Source organism: Chryseobacterium sp. MEBOG07 (assembly GCF_021869745.1).
Classification (GTDB): domain Bacteria; phylum Bacteroidota; class Bacteroidia; order Flavobacteriales; family Weeksellaceae; genus Chryseobacterium; species Chryseobacterium viscerum.
In genome coordinates, this window is the sequence record NZ_CP084579.1 from 980,654 (window position 1) to 1,002,647 (window position 21,994).

The window sequence follows — 21,994 nt, forward strand, 5'->3', positions numbered from 1 at the left end:
AATCAGTTCAGAATTCTATAATCCAAAATTTATAATCCAAAATCTAAAATCTAAATAATGTCAAATAAAAATAAATCAAGTAGATTTAATAAAATAACCATCGGTTTAGCTTCACCGGAGTCTATTTTGCAAGACTCAAGAGGGGAGGTTTTAAAACCGGAAACTATTAACTACAGAACTCACAAACCGGAAAGAGACGGGCTATTCTGTGAGAAAATCTTTGGTCCTGTAAAGGATTACGAATGTGCTTGTGGTAAATACAAGAGAATTCGTTACAAAGGGATCGTTTGTGACCGTTGTGGTGTAGAAGTTACCGAGAAAAAAGTAAGAAGAGAAAGAATCGGACATATTGGTTTGGTTGTTCCTATTGCTCATATCTGGTATTTCCGTTCTTTACCAAACAAAATCGGTTACCTTTTAGGAATTCCTTCTAAGAAATTAGACATGATCATCTACTACGAAAGATATGTAGTGATTCAGCAGGGTATTGCTAAAAAATTAGACGGTTCTGATTTTGAAAATATGGAATTCCTTACAGAAGAAGAGTACCTTGACATCATGGATACCCTTCCTGTAGAAAACCAATATCTTGATGATTCTGATCCAAACAAATTCATCGCCAGAATGGGTGCTGAAGCTGTTGAAGATCTATTAAAAAGAATCAACCTTGATGCATTGTCTTTCGACTTGAGACACAAAGCTCACAACGAAGGTTCTAAGCAAAGAAGAACAGAAGCTCTAAAAAGATTGAACGTTGTAGAAGCATTAAGAGGTGCTAATACAAGAATGATCAACAGACCAGAGTGGATGATCATGCGTGTACTTCCTGTTATCCCACCAGAACTAAGACCATTAGTTCCATTGGATGGAGGACGTTTCGCAACTTCTGACTTGAATGACCTTTATAGAAGAGTTATTATCAGAAATAATCGTTTGAAGAGATTATTGGAGATCAAAGCTCCAGAAGTAATCTTGAGAAACGAGAAGCGTATGCTTCAGGAATCAGTAGATTCATTATTCGATAACACAAGAAAATCTTCTGCAGTAAAATCTGAATCAAACAGACCATTGAAATCACTTTCAGATTCATTGAAAGGTAAGCAAGGTCGTTTCCGTCAGAACTTACTAGGGAAAAGGGTAGATTACTCGGCGCGTTCCGTAATTGTTGTAGGTCCAAACTTACAGCTTCACGAATGTGGTATTCCTAAAGATATGGCAGCTGAATTGTACAAACCATTTATCATTAGAAAACTAATTGAAAGAGGGATTGTAAAAACTGTGAAATCTGCAAAGAGAATTATCGACAGAAAAGAACCTGTAGTATATGATATCCTTGAAAACGTGATGAAAGGTCACCCTGTTCTACTGAACAGAGCACCTACGCTTCACAGACTAGGTATTCAGGCTTTCCAACCTAAGATGATCGAAGGTAAGGCAATCCAGCTACACCCATTAGTAACAACAGCATTCAACGCCGATTTCGATGGTGACCAGATGGCGGTACACTTACCGTTAGGACCAGAAGCGATCCTTGAAGCTCAGTTATTGATGTTAGGTTCTCAAAACATCTTGAACCCTGCAAACGGTTCTCCAATTACGGTACCTTCTCAGGACATGGTTCTTGGTCTTTATTTCATGACTAAAGAATTGAGCTCTACAGAAGATATGAAAGTAAAAGGGGAAGGTCTTGCATTCTATTCTCCTGAGGAAGCGGAAATCGCTTATGCTGAAGGTAGAGTTTCTTTAAATGCTAAGGTAAGATGTAGACTTCCAATCAAAGAAAACGGTGAAATCACTACGAAATTAACTGAAACTTCTGTTGGTAGAATCTTATTTAACCAGATCGTTCCTAAGCAGTCAGGATATATCAATGAACTTCTTACGAAGAAATCATTGAGAAACGTTATCGGTAAGATTCTTGCTGATACGGATTTCCCTACAACTGTGAAGTTCTTGGATGCAATGAAAGACCTAGGGTATTCAAACGCATTCAAAGGAGGTCTTTCTTTCTCACTAGGGGATATTGTAGTTCCTGTTGAGAAAAAGCAAATGATTGCTACTTCTATTGAAACAGTAGACGAAATTAGAGCCAACTATAACATGGGTCTAATTACAGATACAGAACGTTATAACCAGGTAATCGACGTTTGGACAAATACCAACGCTGGATTAACTGAAATGATCATGAGCAGAATGAAAGTTGACCAAGGTGGATTCAATTCTGTATACATGATGCTTGACTCTGGGGCGAGGGGTTCTAAAGAACAGATCCGTCAGTTATCAGGGATGAGAGGTTTGATGGCAAAACCGCAAAAAGCCGGTTCTACCGGAGCGGAGATTATCGAAAACCCGATCCTTGCAAACTTTAAGGAAGGTCTTTCGATTCTAGAATACTTTATCTCTACCCACGGTGCTCGTAAGGGTCTTGCGGATACCGCTCTTAAGACAGCCGATGCTGGTTACTTAACGAGAAGACTGGTAGACGTTGCACAGGATGTTATCGTTACAGAAGACGACTGTGGAACTCTAAGAGGTACAGAAGTTACTGCACTTAAGAAAAATGATGAGATCGTTGAAAAGATTTCTGAAAGAATCTTAGGTAGAGTATCTCTTCATAATATCTATGATCCTGAAACTGATGAGCTAATTGCTACTGCAGATCAGGTAATCATTGAAGCATTAGCTAAGAGAATTGAAGAAGCTGGACTAGAAGCGGTTGAAGTTCGTTCACCGTTAACTTGTGAAGCTAAAAGAGGTATCTGTGCTAAATGTTACGGTAGAAACTTAGCAACTGGTAAAGTAATCCATATGGGTGAAGCTGTAGGGGTAATTGCAGCACAGTCTATTGGAGAACCGGGAACTCAGCTTACACTAAGAACTTTCCACCAGGGTGGGGTTTCAACAAACGTATCAGAGAATCCATCTATTGTTGCAAGAAGAGACGGTATCGTAGAATTTGACGAATTAAGAACAATTACTTCTGAAGATGAAAACGGAAATACTGCTGAAGTAATCGTTTCACGTACAACAGAATTCAGATTAGTTGCTGATAATGAGACTAAAACTCCATTAATGATAGCAAACGTACCTTATGGGGCTATATTAGCTGTGAAAGCAGGTGATAAAGTGAAAAAAGGTGATGTTATCTGTAAGTGGGATCCGTATAACGCGGTTATCATTGCAGAAACTGCTGGTAAAGTAGAATATGAAGATATCATCCAGGGTATTTCATTCCAACTAGAAATTGACGAACAAACAGGATTCGAAGAGAAAGTAATCTCTGAATCTAGAAATAAGAAAGCCGTACCTACCTTGAAGGTGGTAGATTCTAAAGGAGTTGAGCAGAAAGCTTACAACTTACCGGTAGGAGCCCACTTAATGGTAAACGATGGTGAAAAAATTAAAGCAGGTAAAGTTTTAATCAAGATCCCAAGAAAAGCTGCAAAGACAGGGGATATCACCGGAGGTCTTCCGAGAGTTACCGAATTATTCGAAGCAAGAAACCCTTCAAACCCAGCGGTTGTTACTGAAATCGACGGGGTAGTTTCTTACGGAAAAATTAAGAGAGGTAACCGTGAATTGATCGTAGAAGCTAAAACTGGAGAAAGAAAAATTTACTTGGTAAAACTTTCTAACCAGATCTTGGTTCAGGAGAATGACTTCGTAAGAGCTGGTTCTCCACTTTCTGACGGTTCAGTGACTCCAGACGACATCTTGAAGATCAAAGGACCAACTGCGGTTCAGGAATACTTAGTAAATGAGATTCAGGAAGTTTACCGTCTACAGGGGGTAAAAATCGACGACAAGCACTTCGAAATTATCGTAAGACAGATGATGACGAAAGTATCTATCGTAGATGGAGGTGATACTCAATTCCTTGAAGGAGCTCTTGAACATAAATATGACTTCCTAGAAGAAAACAATAGAGTATTCGGTCTTAAAGTAGTAGTAGAAGCTGGTGATTCTAAAGAATTCAAACCAGGTCAGATGATTACTGCAAGAGAATTAAGAGACGAAAACTCTAAGTTGAAGCGTGAAGATCAGGCCTTAGTTGAAGTAAGAGAAGCTTTACCTGCTACAGCAACGCCTGTACTACAAGGTATTACAAGAGCAGCTCTTCAGACTAAGTCATTCATGTCTGCAGCATCATTCCAGGAAACAACTAAGGTTCTTAACGAAGCAGCAGTTGCTGGTAAGGTAGATGCCCTAGGTGGTCTTAAAGAAAATGTAATTGTAGGACACAGAATTCCTGCAGGTACAGGTCTTAAAGAATATCAGAATGTTATTGTAGGTTCTAAGAAAGAATTCGAAGACCTTAACTAAAATTAATGATTTGAAATTTGGGGTTTGAATTTATTTTTATATTTTCACAATCTCAAATTTCGAATTTTAAAAACATAATTTATAACAATGGACAACAATCAAAATCCACAAGACGGAAACATCAACATCGAATTAAACGAAATGGTAGCTGCTGGTATCTATGCTAACTTAGCTTTAGTAAACCACTCTCCATCTGAATTTGTAGTAGACTTTATTCAGTTGATGCCAGGTGTTCAGCAAGCTAAAGTAAGATCAAGAGTTATTCTTGCTCCACTTCACGCTAAAAGAGTATTAAACGCTCTTCAACAGAACATCGCTAATTACGAGCAGCAGTTCGGAGAAATCAAAGAAGTTGAGCCTTTCGTATTAGGAGGGAACAACGTTCAAGCGTAAGATTTCTTTTTACAATAAAATAAGAATGCCCTGGTTTTTACCAGGGCATTTTTTATATCCTCCACTCTGCAATAAAGAAATGAAGATTGAATTTATCTAATTGTTAATTTTCTTTAATAAAATAAAAATATATAATAAGGATATGGCAATTTTATATCTTTGTTTTAGAAAAAGTAGAAAATATAAGATATGATTGATAACTCGTTCGCTGTAAGTAAATTTGGCTTTTTAGGTTCCGATTTTTTATCTGAGCTCGAAAAGCATGCGGTTGCAATAGATATAAAAGCAAAAACTGAAATCATAAGAGAAGGGCAGAAAAATAAATTTGTACCCTTCTTAATAAAAGGCTCTATCAAGGTTTTTACTCTTAATGATGGAAGAGAACTCATCTACTATTATATTAAGCCAAAAGATAGCTGTCTTATGACCTTTTCTTCCATTCTGACAGATTATATCAGCAGAGTGTACGCCGTTGCAGAAGAAGACTCAGAAGCTGTTTTGATTCCTGTTTCTATAATGCATGAATGGCTGATAAAATTTCCTGAGATCAATAAAGTGTTTTACCATGAATATGACCGGAGGTTTTCAGAAGTCATGAGTATGGTGAATGATGCCGTATTCCACAGATTGGATAAAAGGGTTCTGAATTATATTAACCAGCAGATTTCATCTACCGGAAACAATCCTATTAAGATAACCCATCGTGAAATTGCCAGCAGTTTGGGAACTTCCAGAGAAGTCGTAAGCAGAGTTTTGAAAAAAATTGAAAGCGAAGGTGAAATTGTTCAGACGAAAGAAGGAATAAAAGTTCCTGTAAATGAAAATGTTAGAGTTGACTAATTTTATTTGTTTGGAAAGTTTATCTTCTTAATTGATAAAAACAATTTCTTTGGTGACTTTTATCACCTGTTTATGAATTGAGAACTCAATAAGTTTGTTGTAGCAATAATTTAATCTAAATTGTATATGACAAAAACTCTCTTATTTTTGTCAGTATTTTCTTCAGGTCTTGCCTTTGCACAGGAAGATCTGTTGAAAGATATTGACACGGTGAAAACCAATACAGAAACCTCACAACCCGCTTTCAAAGCCCTTCAGATTGTTACGGGACAATCCACAAAACTGGCTGCCAAAAAAGAATGGTACATCATCGTAGCCCATAGATTTGGAGATATAAGCGCAGGATTTAAAGACTTTTTCGGTCTGGATCATGCCTCAACCAAGCTAGGCGTTATCTACGGTGTTTCAGATGCAGTATCTGTAAGTCTTTCCAGAGAAACGAATATGAAAACGTTTGAAGGAGCAGTGAAATACAGACTGGTAAAACAAAACGAAAACTTTCCTGTAGATATTGTAGGCTATAATGTAATGGCTGCCAATACAGAATTGGGTAAAGATACTTATCCGCACCTTAAGTTTAGTGACAGGCTTTCTTATCTTACACAGGCATTAATCTCAAGAAGGTTCAGTGATAAGTTCTCGTTACAGCTTACCCCTTCCTTTGTTCATAAAAATCTTTACGAACCTACCATTGAAAACAAAAACCAGTTTTTGGCAGGTTTGGGAGGACGTTATAAAATTTCAAAAAGAGTTTCTCTGAATGCAGAATACTTTGTGAATTTTGATGATCACAGTTTCTATAAAAACCCTCTTTCATTGGGGATGGATATAGAAACAGGAGGACACGTTTTCCAGCTTTTACTGACGAACTCCCAGATAAACTCCGATATCGGATATCTTACTAATGCCACAGGAGCATGGGGAAAAGGGCATATTTTCTTTGGGTTTAATCTTTATAGAGTTTTTTAATATGAAAAAGCTAACATCCTTATTAATAGTATCGTCAGCAATCATACTGACGGCTTGTGATAGCAGAACTTATGAAGAGATTTCTGATAATAGACCCATCACTACCCCTGTAAATTACACTGCAGAGGTGAAACCAATTGTAGATAACAGCTGTATAGGCTGCCATTCTGCAGGAAGCTTCAAACCTCTCGTTACTTATAATCAGGTGAAAAATAACATAGACGGAATTCTGGACCGTATCCAAAGACCGAACGGTGATCCCGGAAAAATGCCGCAGGGAGGCTCTCTGTCTGCAGCCCAGATCAATATTTTCATCAAATGGAAAGCTGACGGATTAAATGAAAATTAAAAAAATTGATATGAAAAAAATAACATTATTAAGCGTGTTACTCCTTTCTGCAGGGTACGCTTCAGCACAAAAATACAGCTCTAAAACTGGGAAACTTACTTTCGAAGCTTCGGTGCCTCTGTTTGATAATATTTTTGCTCAGGATGACACGAATGTAGTGATTCTAAATGCAGACAACGGTGAAATGGCATCGGTTTCAACTGTTAAAAACTTTCATTTTAAAACAAAATTAATGGAAGAACATTTTAATGAAAGTTATGCAGAATCTGCAAAATACCCGAAAACAACTTTCAAAGGGAAAATCATCAACTTTGATAAAACAAAGCTGAGCACAAGCCCTCAAAAATATACAGTTCAGGGAACTCTTAATTTTCACGGAGTAGACAAAGCCATTACTTCTGCAGCAACTCTATATGCAAAAGATGGTAAAATATATATGCAGGGTGGTTTTGTAGCGAGACCCGTAGATTATAAAGTGACCATCCCTAAAATGGTAACCAAGAAAGTAGCTGAGAATGTTAATATTGAATACAATTACGTAATGGTAAAACAATGAAAAACATAATCTTGGTATTAGGACTATTTCTGAGCTCATTGCTATTGGGTCAGGAAAAGGCGAAATCAATATTTGATGTTGCCAGAAGCGGAACAGTTACTGAAGTACAGGAACTGATGAAAGAAAACCCAGATGTCATTAATCAGGTTAATGAAAATGGTTTTTCACCACTTATTTTAGCCTGTTACAGAGGGAATACAAGTGTTGCAGATTTTTTGATCGACAACGTAAAAGATGTGAACTATAAAAGCCGTGAAGGAACGGCACTGGCAGGTCTTGCCATAAAATACAATAAAGATCTGGTAGAACATCTATTGAAGAAAAAAGCAGATCCTAATATTGCAGATGCCACAGGATACACCCCTTTATTCTGGGCTGTAAAATCTGGAAATAAGGAACTGATAGAACAGCTGCTTAAATATAAAGCAGATAAAACAAAAAAAGACTCAATGGGAATGACCCCTTTTGAATACGCATTACAAACCAATAACAAGGAAATTATTAATCTTTTAAAAAATTGATATGAAAAAAACTCTACTAGCACTTAGTTTAGCTCTTGCAAATTTTGCCTGGGCACAGTTTTCGTCAGGAACGGTAAATTTACCGGCAACAGCCATGACGGTGAAATTAGACACGACTCCAGCAGGAGTAACTCTTACAGTAACAGGAGACAGCAACTCTATGTTGGGAATAGGTTTTGGAGGAAATGGTGTAAATACAGGGGGGATGGCTTCAGGCTCAGATGGATTTATTTATAATTCATCAACTAATAGAGATTATACATTTATTGGAATGACAACACCTAACGTTGATGGTTCTCAAGACTGGACAGAATCTTCCAATACCATATCTGGATCTACAAGAACTGTGGTGGCAACAAGATCACTTTCCGGAGGAGCGGGAGATTTTGCTATTGCGAACGCAGCCGGAACAATCAACATCTTTTATTCAAGAAAAACAGGGACAGGGATCGGTTATCATGATGCAGGAAGAGGATATGCATCATTAACAATGGCAGCCGCTACTTTATCAACCAATGAAATTGCTGCCAATAGCAAGAAGGTAAATCTTTACCCAAATCCTGCTAAAACAACTGTGAATTTCAAAAACGCTGATAAGATAAAATCCATTGATATCTACGAAGCAACTGGAAGAAAAGTGAAGTCAGTAAGACCGGATGGAGAAAACATCAGTGTCGAAGATCTGAAGACAGGAAGCTATTATCTTGAAATTCAGCTTAAAGATGGAACTACATCTTACGAAAAACTGATTAAAGAGTAATTTTTTTAATACACCTTAAATATTTAGCAATGAATACCTCTGATTTTTCAGGGGTATCATTTTTTCTTAAAGTACCCATTCTAGGGGGATTGCTGTAAAATCCATATATTTGTGTATACCCGGATTAGAAAGAAGATCGTGTTATTAGGATGGTGATTTTTAATCTGATAATTTAAAATATCAATGGAGTTCAAAACATTAGCAAATACAAGTATAGATGAAATTTTATCAGTGTTTAACCATTCATTTTCTGATTATATTGTTCCTTTTCATTTAACAAAAGAGGTTCTTATTTCAAAAATTGGAGCTGAAAAATTGGATATGAATATCTCTGTCGGAGCATTTGAGGAAGGGCGGTTGGTAAGCTTTATTCTTCAGGCTGAAAAAGTTGAAAATGGCGAGAAAACAATCTATAATGGAGGTACTGGTGTCGTTCCGGAAAGCAGAGGCAAAGGATTGGTTAGGAAAATGTATGACTTTATCATTCCTGTATTGAAAGAAAGAAATGCCAATATATTACTGCTTGAAGTGATTGAAGGAAATCAAAATGCAATCAGAGCCTATGAAAATCTGGGCTTCACGATTGTTCGAAGACTGCTTTGCTTTAACGGAAATATTAAGAAAGGAAAAGAAAATGCTGAGGTTTCTATCCAGGAGCTGAAAGACTTTCAATGGGAGAAGTTATGTTCATTCTGGGATATTGAACCTTCCTGGCAGGGATCTGTTTTTGTATTGGAACCCATGCCCGAAAATTATGTAACGCTGGGAGCTTATGATGGTGAAAGATTGGTAGGTTATATCATCTACGGTCCTGCATCAAAAAAAGTATATCAGATTGCTGTTGATAAAAATTATAGAAATCAAGGAGTTGGCACCATGCTTTTCAATGCTATCTTACAAAAAAATAACGGACAGCCTATAGCCCTGAACAATGTGGATGACTCCTCAGAAAATATCAGTAAGTTTCTCAGTGAAAAGATTGGCCTCAACAATTGGCTGTCACAATTTGAAATGAAAAGACCTATTTAACAGATATTAATTTTGATTCGAAAAAAATAAGAGGTTTTAATATACTTTTAATCTCTTAAACTTTTCAGGGAGAGGTATAGGATGTAACTTTGCCGAAAATTTTAAAATAATGAAGCGAGGAATCCATTTTTTACTGCTGCTCATTTCCTTTACGGCTTTTGCGCAACAGGTAAATATTGATACTGCTCAGGTCGTTATACCGGGTAGACAAAACAGTACGGAAGCACAGTCTAAACCTTATGTAATTATGATATCTACAGATGGTTTTCGTTATGATTATGCTCAAAAATATAATGCTGAAAACCTGTTGAAGCTTGCTAATGGTGGAGTAAAAGCAGAAGCAATGATTCCCAGCTATCCAAGTATTACGTTTCCCAATCACTGGAGCCTGATCACCGGACTTTACCCTTCTCATCATGGTTTGATTGATAACTTTTTCTATGATTACAAGAGAAAGGAAACTTATGCGATGAGCAGCAAGAAAAATGCTGAAGACGGCAGCTGGTATGGGGGAACTCCACTTTGGGGGCTCGCTGAAAAACAAGGAATGGTATCAGCTTCTTTAATGTGGGTAGGATCCGCCAGTGATGCCGGAGGAATGAGACCTTCTTATTATTATCCTTATCATGAAAAATTTACCCCTTCCGAAAAAGTAGAAAAAGTAGTCAACTGGTTGAAATTACCGGAAGATAAGAGACCGCATTTTATTTCCTTATATTTCCCGGAAGTGGATGGACGCGGGCATCATTACGGCCCGGATACGAAAGAAACTGAAACTGCTGTTCATCTGATCGATCACGCAATAGGGGATCTTGTTCAGAAAGTAGATGGATTAGGCTTAAAAAATGTCAACTTTATTTTTGTTTCCGATCACGGAATGATCAAAGTAGACGGAGGTACACCTTTGGAAATCCCGGCTGTTCTTTTGGATAAAAACAGATTTGACTTTTACAATTCTCAGACTTTGTTAAGAGTTTACGTTAAAAACCCTGATGAGGTAAAAGCGGTTTACAAACAACTGAAAGCAAATAAAACAGATGATTACGAAGTATATTTGGATAAAAAGCTTCCTAAATATCTGCATTTTGCAACAAGAGACGATCAATACAACAGAATAGGACAGATTCTTCTGATCCCGAAAGCTCCGAAAATATTCCTGGAGAAAGGCAAAAAATCATCAATTGGAAAACATGGGTACAATCCTAAAGTTGTTCCGGAAATGAAAGCTACTTTCTTTGCCTGGGGACCGGAGTTTAAAAATAATCTGATCATCAGCGAATTTGCTAATATTAATGTTTATCCTTTGGTTGCAGAAGTTTTAGGATTAAAAGTTGATCAGCCTATTGATGGAAAACTGAAAGTATTAAAAGAAACTCTGAAAGAACAGAAATAGTCCGAAGAGTAAAAAGATAATATGGTAATATAAGTTTCGGCGCACCTTTGGTGCGCCGAAACTGTTTTTTAACTGACTTAGGAATTAAAAGCGTAAAAAAAATAAGTTTTGTGAACGTTAAGAAAATTCTACTGTTTGAAGCGCGGGGTTCGAGTTTGATAATAAATTAATAGTGAATCCGCGCGAGTTTAGAATTTTTAGAGAACAAAAATTATTTTTAGCATTTTGATTCCAGTCTTGAACTTTTGTTTCTTTTGTTTCAAGACAAAAGAAATTAGAATCGAGAAGAAAACTCCTTTGCAAAATCTTCTAACTTAACATTTCCTGTTACAACAGAACCATGATCAATAAAGTCCTTTTGTACCACTCCAGTTCTTATCCCTCTACCCATTTCAACATACAGTTCTGCCATATCTTTTGGAAGTCCGGCCTGCAGCACTCCATTTAAGGCTTCTTCATCAGAAAATTCTACCCATGGAAGCTCAGGTTTATTGACTGAGGTTCCTAAAACTTTAGCAAAATCAGAAGCTTTTCGTACATCACTCACAATATATGTGATGCTGTTATTATTTTGGGTTTTTACAAGTTCTTCAGCAGCAGCTTTGGCAATATCAGTAGGGTGTACTACCGGTACTTCAATACCTGCCGGATAATTACTTCCAATGATGCCCGCATTCTGAATTAATGGAATATCATTGAAAAAATTATTATAGAAATACCCGGCTCTTAAAAAAGTAAAAGAGGTATTTTCTACTTCATTGTATATTTTTTCAATATTGTGAAGACCGGCAATCGGACCGTTTTCAACTGGAGATTCAGCACCTACGCTGCTAAGCATAACCGCTCTTTTTACATGGGCGTTTTTTAAAGCTTCAGCATAATTTTTTCCCGCATTGGTCGTGTTTTCCACAATCTTATCCGGACTGATCGCTGGAGGAGTCATTACAAAAACAGCATCTGCTCCTTCAAATGTTTGAGTTAAAAACTGAACGTCTGTGATAGACCCTATAGCTGGCGTTGCTCCCAGAGATTCAATATCCTGTTTTCTTGCATCGCTACTGCTTACAATGGTAATATCATGTCCTTCTGCCACTAATTGTTGTGCTAATGGTTTGGCTACATTTCCTAATGATCCTGTGATTATAATTTTCATAGGTAAAATATTTTTTTATTTCTGAGAACAAAGTTATATTTGTACTTACTTTTATACAAGTACTTACCCTAAAGTATGTAACTATGACAGCGATCAAAGAGAGTTCAACTATCCAGGAAAATAAAAAGACAGTACAGGATTGTCCTGTAATGTATGTCATGGAAAGAATTGGCGGATTCTGGAAACCCATTATCCTGTTCAATCTTTCTACAGGAGAAAAAAGATACAGTGAATTGAAAAAAGCAATTCCTGCGGTAACAGAAAAAATGCTGATCCAACACTTGAAACAACTGGAAGCAGATGGATTAATTATCAGAATAGCAAAACCTGTAGTGCCACCTCATGTGACTTATAAACTGAGTGAAGCAGGCAACAAACTTGCTCCTGTTATTGATGCCATGGCAGCATGGGCTTTTCAGGATATGGAAAGAAATAACAGTCAATATGCTGAAGAAAACAAATATATGCTGAATAACGATCAGAATACATTTAGCCAAAACCTTAAAAAATAAAACAGGCTCTTCAATCCGAAGAGCCTGTTTTTGTTATTCTATAGAAAAATTACAAAGACTGCATGTCAATAACGAAACGATATCTTACATCACTTTTCAACATTCTTTCATAAGCTTCGTTGATGTCCTGCATTTTGATCATTTCAATTTCTGAAACAATATTATGTTCACCACAGAAATCCAGTAATTCCTGAGTTTCCGCAATACCACCAATTACTGAACCAGCTACAGACTTTCTTCCCAATATCATAGGAACAGTATTCAGAATAGGTTCTAAACCTCCCAAATATCCTACAAGAACATGCGTTCCATTAATATTTAACGTGGAAACATATGGATTTACATCATGTACATAAGGAACCGTATCAATGATCACATCGAATTTTCCTTTTACAGAATCCATTTGTGCATCATCTGTAGAAATGATAACATGATCAGCACCCAGCTGTTTAGCATCATCTGTTTTTCCAGGAGTTCTTGAGAACAGGGTAACCTCAGCTCCCAATCCTTTTGCCAGTTTGATAGCCATGTGACCCAAACCACCTAGCCCTACAACAGCTACTTTAGAGCCAGGACCTACATTCCAGTGTTTTAAAGGTGACCAGGTTGTAATACCTGCACAAAGAAGAGGAGCTACAGCTGCAAGATCAAGATTTTCAGGTACTTTTAAAACGTGGTGAGAATCTACAACTACTTTTTGAGAATATCCTCCAAAAGTATGACCTCCCAAATGCTTGTCCTTTCCGTTGTATGTCCCTGTGAAACCATTCAGACAATATTGCTCCAGATCATGCTTGCAGCTTTCGCAATGTCCGCAAGAATCTACAATACATCCTACTCCTGCAAGATCACCTACTTTAAATTTGGAAACCTCGCTTCCTACCTTAGTAATTCTTCCCACGATTTCATGTCCTGGAACTGCAGGATACAAAGATCCGCCCCAGTCGTTTCTTGCGGTATGAAGATCAGAGTGGCATACCCCGCAGTATAGAATTTCAATTTCTACATCTTTTGAGGTTACTTCTCTTCTTTCAATATTCATTTCTTTCAGATCTGCTGTGGTAGACTCTGCACCATAAGCTTTTACTGTGATTGTACTCATTTTTTATATTTAGTTTAGGTTGATAATTTATTATATTCTTCGTCTGTTACAGGTTCCAGCCATTCCACAATTCCGTTTTGGGTATTGGGATTGATGGCAATATGGGTAAACTCACTGTTCGGAGCAGCCCCATGCCAGTGGATGACATCTGGAAGAATGTTGACAATATCTCCAGCATGTAAAACCTGAGCAGACTTCCCCTTTTCCTGATAGAATCCTGTTCCTGAAGTTACGATTAAAATCTGTCCACCGCCATGAGAGTGCCAGTTATTTCTGCATCCCGGTTCGAACAAGACATTTCCGATCTGACAGTTCAGGTTGTCTTCATTGGGTTTAAGGATATGAACCCACGCTGTTCCTCCGGAGAAATAATCCGAAGGAGCTTTTTCCCCTTTCGGAAAGATGGTTGTATTAAAAGTTTCCATAACGATACAAAAGTCGAAACTTTCCCGTAAACCATACTTATACAGATTACCGAATTACTTACCAATTTTACAGACCTTATTTCAATTACAAATGAAAGTGGTAATTTTGAATAGTAATAAAAATATACTTCATGGAAAATCAGGAGGTTGAAATCTATAATACGGTTTCGGAATATAATAAAATGGCGAATCATGAAACCCTGCATCCGCTGGTAAGTATCATAGATTTTTCCAAATCCGATCCTATTTGCCAGTATAAAAGAACATTTGGGTTTTATACCGTTTTTCTGAAAGATGTAATGTGTGGAGACATGCAGTATGGAAAACACAGCTACGATTATCAGGAAGGAACTTTAGTTTTTATTGCTCCCGGGCAGACCTATGGAATTTATAATAAAGACAGATTTGTTCAGCCTGCAGGTTTTGCCTTAATTTTTCATCCGGATTTAATAAAAGGAACCAACTTAGGAAAAAACATCAAAGACTATTCATTTTTCTCTTATGATGTACATGAAGCGCTTCATCTCTCCGAAAAAGAAAGAGAAGTGGTGCTGGATTGCTTTAAAAATATTAAACTGGAGCTGGAACAGGCTATTGATAAACACAGCAAATCTTTAATTGTTAATAATATTGAACTGTTCCTGAATTACTGCATGCGATTTTATGACCGTCAGTTTATTACAAGAGATCATATCAACCAGGGAGTTATCGGGAAATTTGAAAATCTCGTAGATGATTATTTAAAATCTGAGAATCCAAAAAATATAGGTTTCCCTATGGTCAATTACTTTGCAGAAAAACTAAATCTGTCTGCTAATTATTTCGGAGACCTGATTAAAAAAGAACTGGGAATTTCTGCTCAGGAATTTATCCACAACAAACTTATTGATATTGCTAAAGAACAAATTCTGGATCAGGCAAAAACAATCAGCGAAATTTCTTATGATTTAGGCTTTAAATATCCACAGCATTTTACAAGGCTGTTCAAAACCAAAGTAGGAATTTCTCCAAGTGAATATAAAATGCTGAACTAGTTTTTTCAACACTAATAACGCTAATTTTTTCACGAATAACACCATTGTAATTAGTGAATATTTGTGCTCTTGTTCGTGAGATTTGTGTTTAGATTACCTTTTCAACACTAATAGCACTAATTTTTCACAAATAACACCATTGTAATTAGTGAATATTTGTGCTCTTGTTCGTGAGATTTGTGTTTAGATTACCTTTTCAACACTAATAGCACTAATTTTTTCACAGATAACACCATTGAAAATTTCTAATCTTAACAAATATTCCAACTGAAGACGTAAACATTCCCCTCCTCCGGAGGGGTGGCGAAAATTCAAAGAATTTTTGACGGGGTGGTTTACTATACTTTCAATATTCTGACACTTATCTATTGATTATGTATGCTAAATCAAGTATTTGATATTGAATGTGTATTTATAATTGCTATTTTTAATGTATATTTAATTACTAAACCATAAAAAATAGTAATTATGAAAACAAACAAAGATGTTAAAGTAAGAAAATTGAACCGTCAGGAATTGAAGAGTTTAAAAGCCGGAGATTTAAATTGGGGTAAAGTATGTTGTACCTCCAATGAAGAAGGACAATGCTGTGAATGGGCGATAGATGTTTGGAACTGTCAATATATCTATTGCTAAAATAGAGTATTCTAATACAATATAATGTCTTTCCCTTGTCAAGGTTTTAAACCTTGACAAGGGTCATTGAAAGAGAGATTTTAAAAATTAATCTTATTCAGGAATCCAAACGCTCACATTTCCTGCCGGAGCAGGGAAATCTCCCCATCCGTTTTCATCAATGGTTACTTTCTCTTTGGATCTTTTCAACAGATCTTTGAATTTTTTTCCAGCATATAGTGTTCCCACTTCCATAGGCTTGTTGTAAGAATCTTTATTGCTTAGAACAACAGCACACCCGCTATGTTCATCATCACCCATCCGTACCCATCCAAGGCAGTTGGCATCTTCAAAATAATCCTGCTGGTCACCATAGGCATGGTCTTTCCTTGCTTTTAATAATTCTTCAATGCCGTCTACTTTGGGCATAAATATTTCCTGATCATTACCTTCTCTATCTTTATCCACATAATGAGCTCCATAGAGATCAGGATAAAAAATACACGGATAACCCTCTTTTCTCAATAAAATAAGTGCATAGGCAATTGGTTTGAACCATGGTTCTACAGGAGCTTCAAGATCTTGTAAAGGTTGTGTATCATGATTGGCCACCAAACTTACAGAATGCATAGGATCTGCCTGAGTAAGAGTTTCTTCAAAAATTCTCCGGAGATCATAAGAATCTCCTTCTCTGGAAGCTGTATGGAAATTATTCTGTAACGAACTGTCAAAAAGACTCATACAGCCTTCTGTTACCTCAATGTATTTTTGAAGAAGATGAAGATATCCAGGAGCCCAGTATTCTCCAACAGCGAAAATATCTTTTCCGGAATTGGAACGGAGCAGAGTCAGCCATTCTTTATAAAAATCAAAAGAAATATGTTTTAAAGCATCCAGTCTTACCCCGTCAAAATCGGTCTGGTCAAAATACCATTTTGCCCAATTATTGAGCTCTTCCCGTACAAAAGGATTCCGGTGCTCAATATCATTATACATCAGGTAATCATAATTTCCTTTTTCGTCATCTATCATTTCCTCCCAGTCATTTCCGTATTCTGACTGTATTTTGAAGATATGAGAATCCATACCCTCAGCGTAATCTACGCCGCTGAAACAGGTGAAGTTCCATTCAAAATCAGAATATTTTTTTCCTCTTCCGGGAAAGGTAAATTTCGTGTAAGATTCTATTTCGATGACATCGGAAATTACTTTTTCCCTGTTCTCTTCATCTACTTTTACGACTTTGAATTTTTCCAGTTCGTCACCACCGGCTTTATGCCCCAGTACAATGTCTACAATGACTTGTATATTTTGTTTCTTTAAGGCTTTAATTGCTTTTGTATAATCGTTTTTAGTGCCGTATTTGGTAGGAAGGGTTCCTTTTTGATCAAACTCTCCAAGATCATAAAGGTCGTAGGCATCATATCCGATAGAATAACCGCCATTGGTGCCTTTATAGGCAGGAGGAAACCATACAGAAGTAATTCCAAGTTTTGCTAAGTATCCGGCCTGTTTTTCGGCTTCTTTCCACAATTTTCCGTCGCCTTCAGAATACCAATGGAAAAACTGAATCATGGTTGGGTTCATAAATTTGCTGATTTGGTTCATACAAGGTAGCGAAAAAATATGACCTATTCATTTTCGAATTCTTCAAACGGGATTTTTAGTTGAACGGAAATCTGTTTTTTTTCTTCCGTATTCAGTTGGGAGAGAGACAATCCGAGCAAACGTACTGCTTTGTCAAAAGGTCGGAGTTCCCAAAGTTTTTTTCCGGTGCTGAAATATTGTTCCGGTGATGAGAAATAATCTTCCCTTGTTATACTTCTTGTGAAAAGAGAAAAGTCTTTATACTTTATTTTTAAAGTTAAAGATCTCCCGAGAATATTATTTTTTTGTAATCTTTGGTGAAGTTCTTCTCCAAGACTTTCCAGTTTTTCGTTAATCTGCTGTTCATCCAGAAGATCTTCAAAGAAAGTTCTTTCCACAGCCACACTTTTCTGAATCCGATGAGGTTTTACCTCAGAAGTATGAATCCCACGTACCACATTGTAATAATGCTGGCCGGACTTTCCGAAAAGCCTTACCAGATCTTCAAGTGATCTCTTTTTTAAATCTTTTCCTTTATAAATTCCTAAACTAAACATTTTGTTAGCTGTCACTTTTCCAACACCATAAAATTTTTCTACAGGCAATTCTTCAAGGAAATGCTCCATTTTATCGGGATGAATGGTTTTCTGGCCATTCGGTTTATTGATGTCGGAAGCTACTTTAGCCAAAAACTTATTGACCGAAATGCCTGCAGAAGCTGTAAGCCCGGTTTGTTCAAAAATTTTCTGACGGATTTCTTTGGCGATGAGGTTGGCAGATTCCATCCCTTTTTTATTTTCGGTAACATCCAGATAAGCTTCATCCAGTGACAGGGGTTCTACCAGATCGGTATATTCATAGAAAATTTCCCGGATCTTTTTGGAGATCTCTTTATATCTGGCAAATCGGGGAGGAACAAAAATAAGATGTGGACATTTTTCTTTGGCTGTCTTACTGGGCATTGCAGAGCGTACTCCGTATTTTCTGGCTTCATAGCTTGCTGCTGCAACTACGCCACGATGTTGTCCTCCAACCGCAATAGGCTTGCCTTTCAATGTAGGATTATCATGCTGCTCCACAGAAGCATAGAATGCATCCATATCTACATGAATAATTTTACGAAGAGGCAAAGAAAAATCCATATACAAAGATATGGATTCCTTTATTTACGGTAAGTTTTTATAGAAGGGAAGTTTGAAGCTGGAGGCTTGAAGTTAATGTGGTCGATAGAGAAATTTATAACCCGACTTATTGAAAATTAATTAAAAGAATACCCGATTATTTATTGCACTAAAACTACTTCGATCTTCCTGCTTCCAGCCTTTTACTATTTCAGTCTCATGGTGAGAAGGTGAGGCTCGAAACCTGCTTTTTCATAAGCTTTTATGGCAGATTCATTTTGAGCATATACATCCAGTCTTATTTCACTGATTCCTCTTGATTTTGACCAGGAAATAAGTTCATCAGTAATCACTTTATTGATTCCTTTTCCTCTGTATTCCGGCTTTACGTACATAAATCCCAGATAAGAATACTTCTCAAATTGATTGTAATATTTTTCCGATTTTTTGATAAGGGCATATCCTGATGCAATAATCTCGTTATTTTCTTCAGCAACGATTACAGTTGCATCCGGAGACTGTATCAGAGATTTTAAATCATAATAATGAATCTCTCCTTCAATAAGTGTACTGTTGAAAGGTCTTTCTGCGGTAACGACTCCCTGTTCAAATTCTAAAAGAATTTCTAAATCCTTTTCTGTAGCTTCTCTTGTGATCATGGTATTCAATAAATAAAATTTTAAAACTCATTGAAATCTGATGATTTTCAATGAGTTTTTATGTTTTTCAGATTAAAATAAATGACGGTTATTTTAAAAGTTTGTTTATGGTTTGCTGAAGTTCAGGGTCTTCAGGTGATATTGCATAATATTTTGCAATAGATGATTTCTGATCAATTACCATGTATCTTGGGATCCAGTTAAGATCTACATAGTTATTGAAATCATTTTTCCAACCGGAAGCAAACCAATAATTTTCTTTGTTTTTCATATCGAACCTTTCAAGACTTTTTTCAAACCCTTCTTTTGAACGGTCTAATGATAGAAATACAAAATCAATATTCTTGTTATTTTCTTCTAATTCCTTCGCTTTGGGAAGGGCATTTAAGCAATCTCTACACCATCCTGCCCAAAAATCGATAACCAGAACTTTTCCTTTATGCTGATCAAGAATCTGCTGAATGGTAATGGCTTTTCCATCTTCATCTTCCAGTTTCTGTTGTAGTGCTTCCTTTGAAAATCCTGTTTTAAGAGTGGCCGGGACTTTTTGTGAATAGCTTATCCCAAAAATACCCATCATAAAAATTAATATCAACTTTTTCATCTCGACAATTTCATTTGTACAAATCTAAACAATGAATTGCAATCTGAGATTGATTTCTGTTGAATTAGGAAAAATTTATAATATTGATGGATTCTATGGGATATGAGAATGTGTAAACCACCCCGTCAAAAATTCTTTGAATTTTCGCCACCCCTCCGTGGGAGGGGAATGTTGTGTCTTCGGTTGTAATATTTGTGAAATATTTTTATTGATAGTTTTTAATCAAACCTTTTACAACAGCAATTACATTGGGCATTGCTTTATTGGCTGCATTCAAAACTTCTTCGTGAGAAACGGCAAAAGCTACATCTGGTCCGCCAAGGTCTGTGATCACGGAAATACAGAATACATCCATTCCCATATGTCTGGCAACGATTACTTCGGGAACGGTGCTCATTCCTACCATATCACCACCAATGGCTTTGATCATACCATATTCGGCAGGAGTTTCAAAAGTTGGTCCCTGTAATGCTACATAAACTCCCTGATGGATTTTAATATGATGGTCAGCGGCAGCCTGTTCTGCTGTAGCAATCATTTTTTTGTTGTAAGGCTCGCTCATATCCACAAAACGAGGTCCAAGCTCATCAATATTTTTTCCACGAAGCGGATGCTCAGGCATCATGTTGATGTGGTCTTTCAGAATAACGATATCGGCAACGCTGTAAGCAGGATTCACTCCGCCACAGGCATTGGAAAGAATAAGATTTTGAATTCCCAGCAGATGAAAAACTCTTACAGGGAAAGTCACAGTTTCCATTGAGTGCCCTTCGTAATAATGGAAACGACCGCTCATCATCAGGACTTTTTTTCCTTCCAGAAGTCCATAAATGAGCTTTCCGGTATGTCCGGCTACTGTGGTTTGTGGAAAATGGGGGATTTCTTTGTACTCTAAAACATGGATCGGTTCTATTTCATTCTGTAGTTTCCCCAGCCCGGATCCTAAAACGACTGCAAAATCAGGGGTTTCCTGAATAATATTTTTAATAAAATCTGCAGTCTCTTTAATTTTTTCTAACATAGTCTAAGATGATTTGATTGAATTCTTCTTTCTTATCAATAAGTACATTGATAGGCCAGTAGTAAACAATATCTCTAAGATAGTCAAAAGTTTTCAGACGTACATAATCTTTCTCTGTGGTTAATATCAGTTTATATTCTCCCAATTTTTTATACTCAGCAACGATTTTTTTAATATCTTCATCGGTGAAATTATGATGATCTCTGAATTTTAAATGTTTTACCCTTTTTGAAAATTTTGCAAGATGTTCCAGAAGCGGTTTAGGATTGGCGATTCCGGTGATCAGTAAAATATCATAATAATTCAGGTTGTTATCCGGAAGCATTTTATCTTTTCCGTATACATTTTCGTCATAACCAATGGATGAAAAGAAAACTTTCTGCCCATAAGAAGGTCTGATTCTTGAGATGTAATACCTTTTTGTTTCCTCAGTAAGCTCATCAGGACATTTACTGACCATAATGATGTCTGCTCTTTTGTAGCCGGATCTTGATTCTCTGAGATCTCCTGCTGGAAGTACATAATCTTTAAAAAAAGGATCATTAAAATCAGTCATCAAAATATTGAATCCAGCCTTAATAGCCCTATGCTGCATGGCATCATCCAGTACAAGAACCTGAAGATCCATATCATCAATTACTTTTTTAGCTCCGGGAACACGTTCTTCTGAAACGGCAATGACAAAACGATTTTTAAAACGTTCAAAAAGCTGCATGGCTTCATCACCCACTACTTTGTAATTGCTTTCGTAATTGGTTACTTCATAACCTTTGGTCAGTCTTCCATAACCCCGTGAAAGTACACCTGTTCTGTAATGTTTGGATAAATACTGGGCAAGATACATCACCATGGGTGACTTCCCGCTTCCACCCACAGAAAGGTTTCCGACATTGATTATCGGTGTCTTGAATTTTGTCGACTTAAAAATTCCCAGATCATACATCGTGTTCCGGATACCCGTTACCAAATGATAACCAAGGGAAAAAGGATAAAGGTACCATCTTTTCATACGATTGCAAAAATAGGAA

General features: G+C 36.8%; 22 protein-coding genes. 13 read left to right on the forward strand and 9 right to left on the reverse strand.

All coding sequences use genetic code 11. The annotated features are described in order from the left end of the window. Nucleotides 1–57 precede the first annotated feature (57 nt). From rpoC to LF886_RS04550, 10 genes are all read left to right on the forward strand, one after another. Nucleotides 58–4,323 (forward strand): DNA-directed RNA polymerase subunit beta', encoded by a 4,266-nt coding sequence (rpoC, locus tag LF886_RS04505; protein ID WP_236852896.1) that lies wholly within the window; start codon nucleotides 58–60, stop codon nucleotides 4,321–4,323. Between the two features lie 87 nt (nucleotides 4,324–4,410). Further along, nucleotides 4,411–4,716: a DUF3467 domain-containing protein gene (locus tag LF886_RS04510; protein ID WP_002976436.1), complete on the forward strand. Its 306-nt coding sequence runs from the start codon at nucleotides 4,411–4,413 to the stop codon at nucleotides 4,714–4,716. Nucleotides 4,717–4,905: 189 nt separating this feature from the next. After that, the gene (locus LF886_RS04515) at nucleotides 4,906–5,556 is read left to right on the forward strand and encodes a Crp/Fnr family transcriptional regulator (protein ID WP_236852897.1); all 651 of its coding nucleotides are present in this window, start codon (nucleotides 4,906–4,908) and stop codon (nucleotides 5,554–5,556) included. A 126-nt stretch (nucleotides 5,557–5,682) separates the two neighbouring features. Next, on the forward strand, nucleotides 5,683–6,525 hold the full coding sequence (locus LF886_RS04520; protein WP_236852898.1) for a DUF5777 family beta-barrel protein: 843 nt from the start codon (nucleotides 5,683–5,685) through the stop codon (nucleotides 6,523–6,525). Nucleotide 6,526: 1 nt separating this feature from the next. Next, nucleotides 6,527–6,874 carry a hypothetical protein gene (locus LF886_RS04525; RefSeq protein ID WP_236852899.1) on the forward strand — a complete coding sequence of 116 codons (348 nt, stop codon included), beginning with the start codon at nucleotides 6,527–6,529 and terminating at the stop codon, nucleotides 6,872–6,874. A gap of 10 nt (nucleotides 6,875–6,884) precedes the next feature. Beyond that, nucleotides 6,885–7,430: a YceI family protein gene (locus LF886_RS04530; protein ID WP_236852900.1), complete on the forward strand. Its 546-nt coding sequence runs from the start codon at nucleotides 6,885–6,887 to the stop codon at nucleotides 7,428–7,430. Continuing rightward, nucleotides 7,427–7,951 carry an ankyrin repeat domain-containing protein gene (locus tag LF886_RS04535; protein ID WP_236852901.1) on the forward strand — a complete coding sequence of 175 codons (525 nt, stop codon included), beginning with the start codon at nucleotides 7,427–7,429 and terminating at the stop codon, nucleotides 7,949–7,951. The genes LF886_RS04530 and LF886_RS04535 overlap by 4 nt, the downstream gene beginning before the upstream one ends. 1 nt (nucleotide 7,952) lies before the next feature. Then, entirely contained in the window at nucleotides 7,953–8,711 is a 759-nt protein-coding gene (locus LF886_RS04540) for a T9SS type A sorting domain-containing protein (protein WP_236852902.1), read from the forward strand. A gap of 183 nt (nucleotides 8,712–8,894) precedes the next feature. Then, nucleotides 8,895–9,740 (forward strand): GNAT family N-acetyltransferase, encoded by an 846-nt coding sequence (locus LF886_RS04545; protein ID WP_236852903.1) that lies wholly within the window; start codon nucleotides 8,895–8,897, stop codon nucleotides 9,738–9,740. A gap of 109 nt (nucleotides 9,741–9,849) precedes the next feature. Then, complete coding sequence (locus LF886_RS04550; protein WP_236852904.1) at nucleotides 9,850–11,133, forward strand: ectonucleotide pyrophosphatase/phosphodiesterase; 1,284 nt, start codon at nucleotides 9,850–9,852, stop codon at nucleotides 11,131–11,133. A gap of 274 nt (nucleotides 11,134–11,407) precedes the next feature. Here LF886_RS04550 and LF886_RS04555 read toward each other — a convergent pair whose 3' ends face one another. Continuing rightward, on the reverse strand, nucleotides 11,408–12,286 hold the full coding sequence (locus LF886_RS04555) for an NAD(P)H-binding protein (protein WP_236852905.1): 879 nt from the start codon (nucleotides 12,284–12,286) through the stop codon (nucleotides 11,408–11,410). A gap of 83 nt (nucleotides 12,287–12,369) precedes the next feature. On the opposite strand from LF886_RS04555, the gene LF886_RS04560 reads away from it, so the two are divergent. Continuing rightward, entirely contained in the window at nucleotides 12,370–12,798 is a 429-nt protein-coding gene (locus tag LF886_RS04560) for a winged helix-turn-helix transcriptional regulator (protein WP_236852906.1), read from the forward strand. 49 nt (nucleotides 12,799–12,847) lie between these two features. Here LF886_RS04560 and LF886_RS04565 read toward each other — a convergent pair whose 3' ends face one another. Then, nucleotides 12,848–13,900, reverse strand: a complete 1,053-nt coding sequence (locus LF886_RS04565; protein ID WP_124534808.1) for an NAD(P)-dependent alcohol dehydrogenase — start codon at nucleotides 13,898–13,900, stop codon at nucleotides 12,848–12,850. Nucleotides 13,901–13,914: 14 nt separating this feature from the next. Continuing rightward, nucleotides 13,915–14,325, reverse strand: a complete 411-nt coding sequence (locus tag LF886_RS04570; RefSeq protein ID WP_236852907.1) for a cupin domain-containing protein — start codon at nucleotides 14,323–14,325, stop codon at nucleotides 13,915–13,917. Between the two features lie 131 nt (nucleotides 14,326–14,456). Between LF886_RS04570 and LF886_RS04575 the strand changes: the two genes are divergently transcribed. Continuing rightward, entirely contained in the window at nucleotides 14,457–15,359 is a 903-nt protein-coding gene (locus LF886_RS04575) for a helix-turn-helix domain-containing protein (protein ID WP_109739072.1), read from the forward strand. Nucleotides 15,360–15,827: 468 nt separating this feature from the next. Beyond that, on the forward strand, nucleotides 15,828–15,995 hold the full coding sequence (locus tag LF886_RS04580) for a hypothetical protein (protein WP_236852908.1): 168 nt from the start codon (nucleotides 15,828–15,830) through the stop codon (nucleotides 15,993–15,995). A gap of 93 nt (nucleotides 15,996–16,088) precedes the next feature. On the opposite strand, the gene LF886_RS04585 is transcribed toward LF886_RS04580, so the two are convergent. The 6 genes from LF886_RS04585 to lpxK form a co-directional block, all read right to left on the reverse strand. Continuing rightward, entirely contained in the window at nucleotides 16,089–17,561 is a 1,473-nt protein-coding gene (locus tag LF886_RS04585) for an alpha-amylase (protein ID WP_236852909.1), read from the reverse strand. Nucleotides 17,562–17,605: 44 nt separating this feature from the next. Then, nucleotides 17,606–18,703, reverse strand: coding sequence for a DNA polymerase IV (gene dinB, locus LF886_RS04590; RefSeq protein WP_236852910.1), 1,098 nt, complete (start codon nucleotides 18,701–18,703; stop codon nucleotides 17,606–17,608). A 185-nt stretch (nucleotides 18,704–18,888) separates the two neighbouring features. Next, nucleotides 18,889–19,341, reverse strand: a complete 453-nt coding sequence (locus LF886_RS04595; RefSeq protein ID WP_236854288.1) for a GNAT family N-acetyltransferase — start codon at nucleotides 19,339–19,341, stop codon at nucleotides 18,889–18,891. 88 nt (nucleotides 19,342–19,429) lie between these two features. Then, nucleotides 19,430–19,945 (reverse strand): TlpA family protein disulfide reductase, encoded by a 516-nt coding sequence (locus tag LF886_RS04600; protein ID WP_236852911.1) that lies wholly within the window; start codon nucleotides 19,943–19,945, stop codon nucleotides 19,430–19,432. A gap of 205 nt (nucleotides 19,946–20,150) precedes the next feature. Further along, nucleotides 20,151–20,966: a purine-nucleoside phosphorylase gene (locus LF886_RS04605; protein WP_236852912.1), complete on the reverse strand. Its 816-nt coding sequence runs from the start codon at nucleotides 20,964–20,966 to the stop codon at nucleotides 20,151–20,153. Further along, entirely contained in the window at nucleotides 20,950–21,975 is a 1,026-nt protein-coding gene (lpxK, locus tag LF886_RS04610; RefSeq protein ID WP_236852913.1) for a tetraacyldisaccharide 4'-kinase, read from the reverse strand. The genes LF886_RS04605 and lpxK overlap by 17 nt, the downstream gene beginning before the upstream one ends. Nucleotides 21,976–21,994: the final 19 nt, after the last annotated feature.

Coding starts and splice junctions, on each gene's coding strand:
- LF886_RS04510 (WP_002976436.1), top strand. CDS start 4,411: ATGGACAACAATCAAAATCCACAAGACGGAAACATCAACATCGAATTA.
- LF886_RS04585 (WP_236852909.1), bottom strand. CDS start 17,561: ATGAACCCAACCATGATTCAGTTTTTCCATTGGTATTCTGAAGGCGAC.
- lpxK (WP_236852913.1), bottom strand. CDS start 21,975: ATGAAAAGATGGTACCTTTATCCTTTTTCCCTTGGTTATCATTTGGTA.
- dinB (WP_236852910.1), bottom strand. CDS start 18,703: ATGGATTTTTCTTTGCCTCTTCGTAAAATTATTCATGTAGATATGGAT.
- LF886_RS04540 (WP_236852902.1), top strand. CDS start 7,953: ATGAAAAAAACTCTACTAGCACTTAGTTTAGCTCTTGCAAATTTTGCC.
- LF886_RS04530 (WP_236852900.1), top strand. CDS start 6,885: ATGAAAAAAATAACATTATTAAGCGTGTTACTCCTTTCTGCAGGGTAC.
- LF886_RS04565 (WP_124534808.1), bottom strand. CDS start 13,900: ATGAGTACAATCACAGTAAAAGCTTATGGTGCAGAGTCTACCACAGCA.
- LF886_RS04535 (WP_236852901.1), top strand. CDS start 7,427: ATGAAAAACATAATCTTGGTATTAGGACTATTTCTGAGCTCATTGCTA.
- LF886_RS04580 (WP_236852908.1), top strand. CDS start 15,828: ATGAAAACAAACAAAGATGTTAAAGTAAGAAAATTGAACCGTCAGGAA.
- LF886_RS04545 (WP_236852903.1), top strand. CDS start 8,895: ATGGAGTTCAAAACATTAGCAAATACAAGTATAGATGAAATTTTATCA.
- LF886_RS04600 (WP_236852911.1), bottom strand. CDS start 19,945: ATGAAAAAGTTGATATTAATTTTTATGATGGGTATTTTTGGGATAAGC.
- LF886_RS04595 (WP_236854288.1), bottom strand. CDS start 19,341: ATGATCACAAGAGAAGCTACAGAAAAGGATTTAGAAATTCTTTTAGAA.
- LF886_RS04555 (WP_236852905.1), bottom strand. CDS start 12,286: ATGAAAATTATAATCACAGGATCATTAGGAAATGTAGCCAAACCATTA.
- rpoC (WP_236852896.1), top strand. CDS start 58: ATGTCAAATAAAAATAAATCAAGTAGATTTAATAAAATAACCATCGGT.
- LF886_RS04550 (WP_236852904.1), top strand. CDS start 9,850: ATGAAGCGAGGAATCCATTTTTTACTGCTGCTCATTTCCTTTACGGCT.
- LF886_RS04575 (WP_109739072.1), top strand. CDS start 14,457: ATGGAAAATCAGGAGGTTGAAATCTATAATACGGTTTCGGAATATAAT.
- LF886_RS04605 (WP_236852912.1), bottom strand. CDS start 20,966: ATGTTAGAAAAAATTAAAGAGACTGCAGATTTTATTAAAAATATTATT.
- LF886_RS04515 (WP_236852897.1), top strand. CDS start 4,906: ATGATTGATAACTCGTTCGCTGTAAGTAAATTTGGCTTTTTAGGTTCC.
- LF886_RS04560 (WP_236852906.1), top strand. CDS start 12,370: ATGACAGCGATCAAAGAGAGTTCAACTATCCAGGAAAATAAAAAGACA.
- LF886_RS04525 (WP_236852899.1), top strand. CDS start 6,527: ATGAAAAAGCTAACATCCTTATTAATAGTATCGTCAGCAATCATACTG.
- LF886_RS04520 (WP_236852898.1), top strand. CDS start 5,683: ATGACAAAAACTCTCTTATTTTTGTCAGTATTTTCTTCAGGTCTTGCC.
- LF886_RS04570 (WP_236852907.1), bottom strand. CDS start 14,325: ATGGAAACTTTTAATACAACCATCTTTCCGAAAGGGGAAAAAGCTCCT.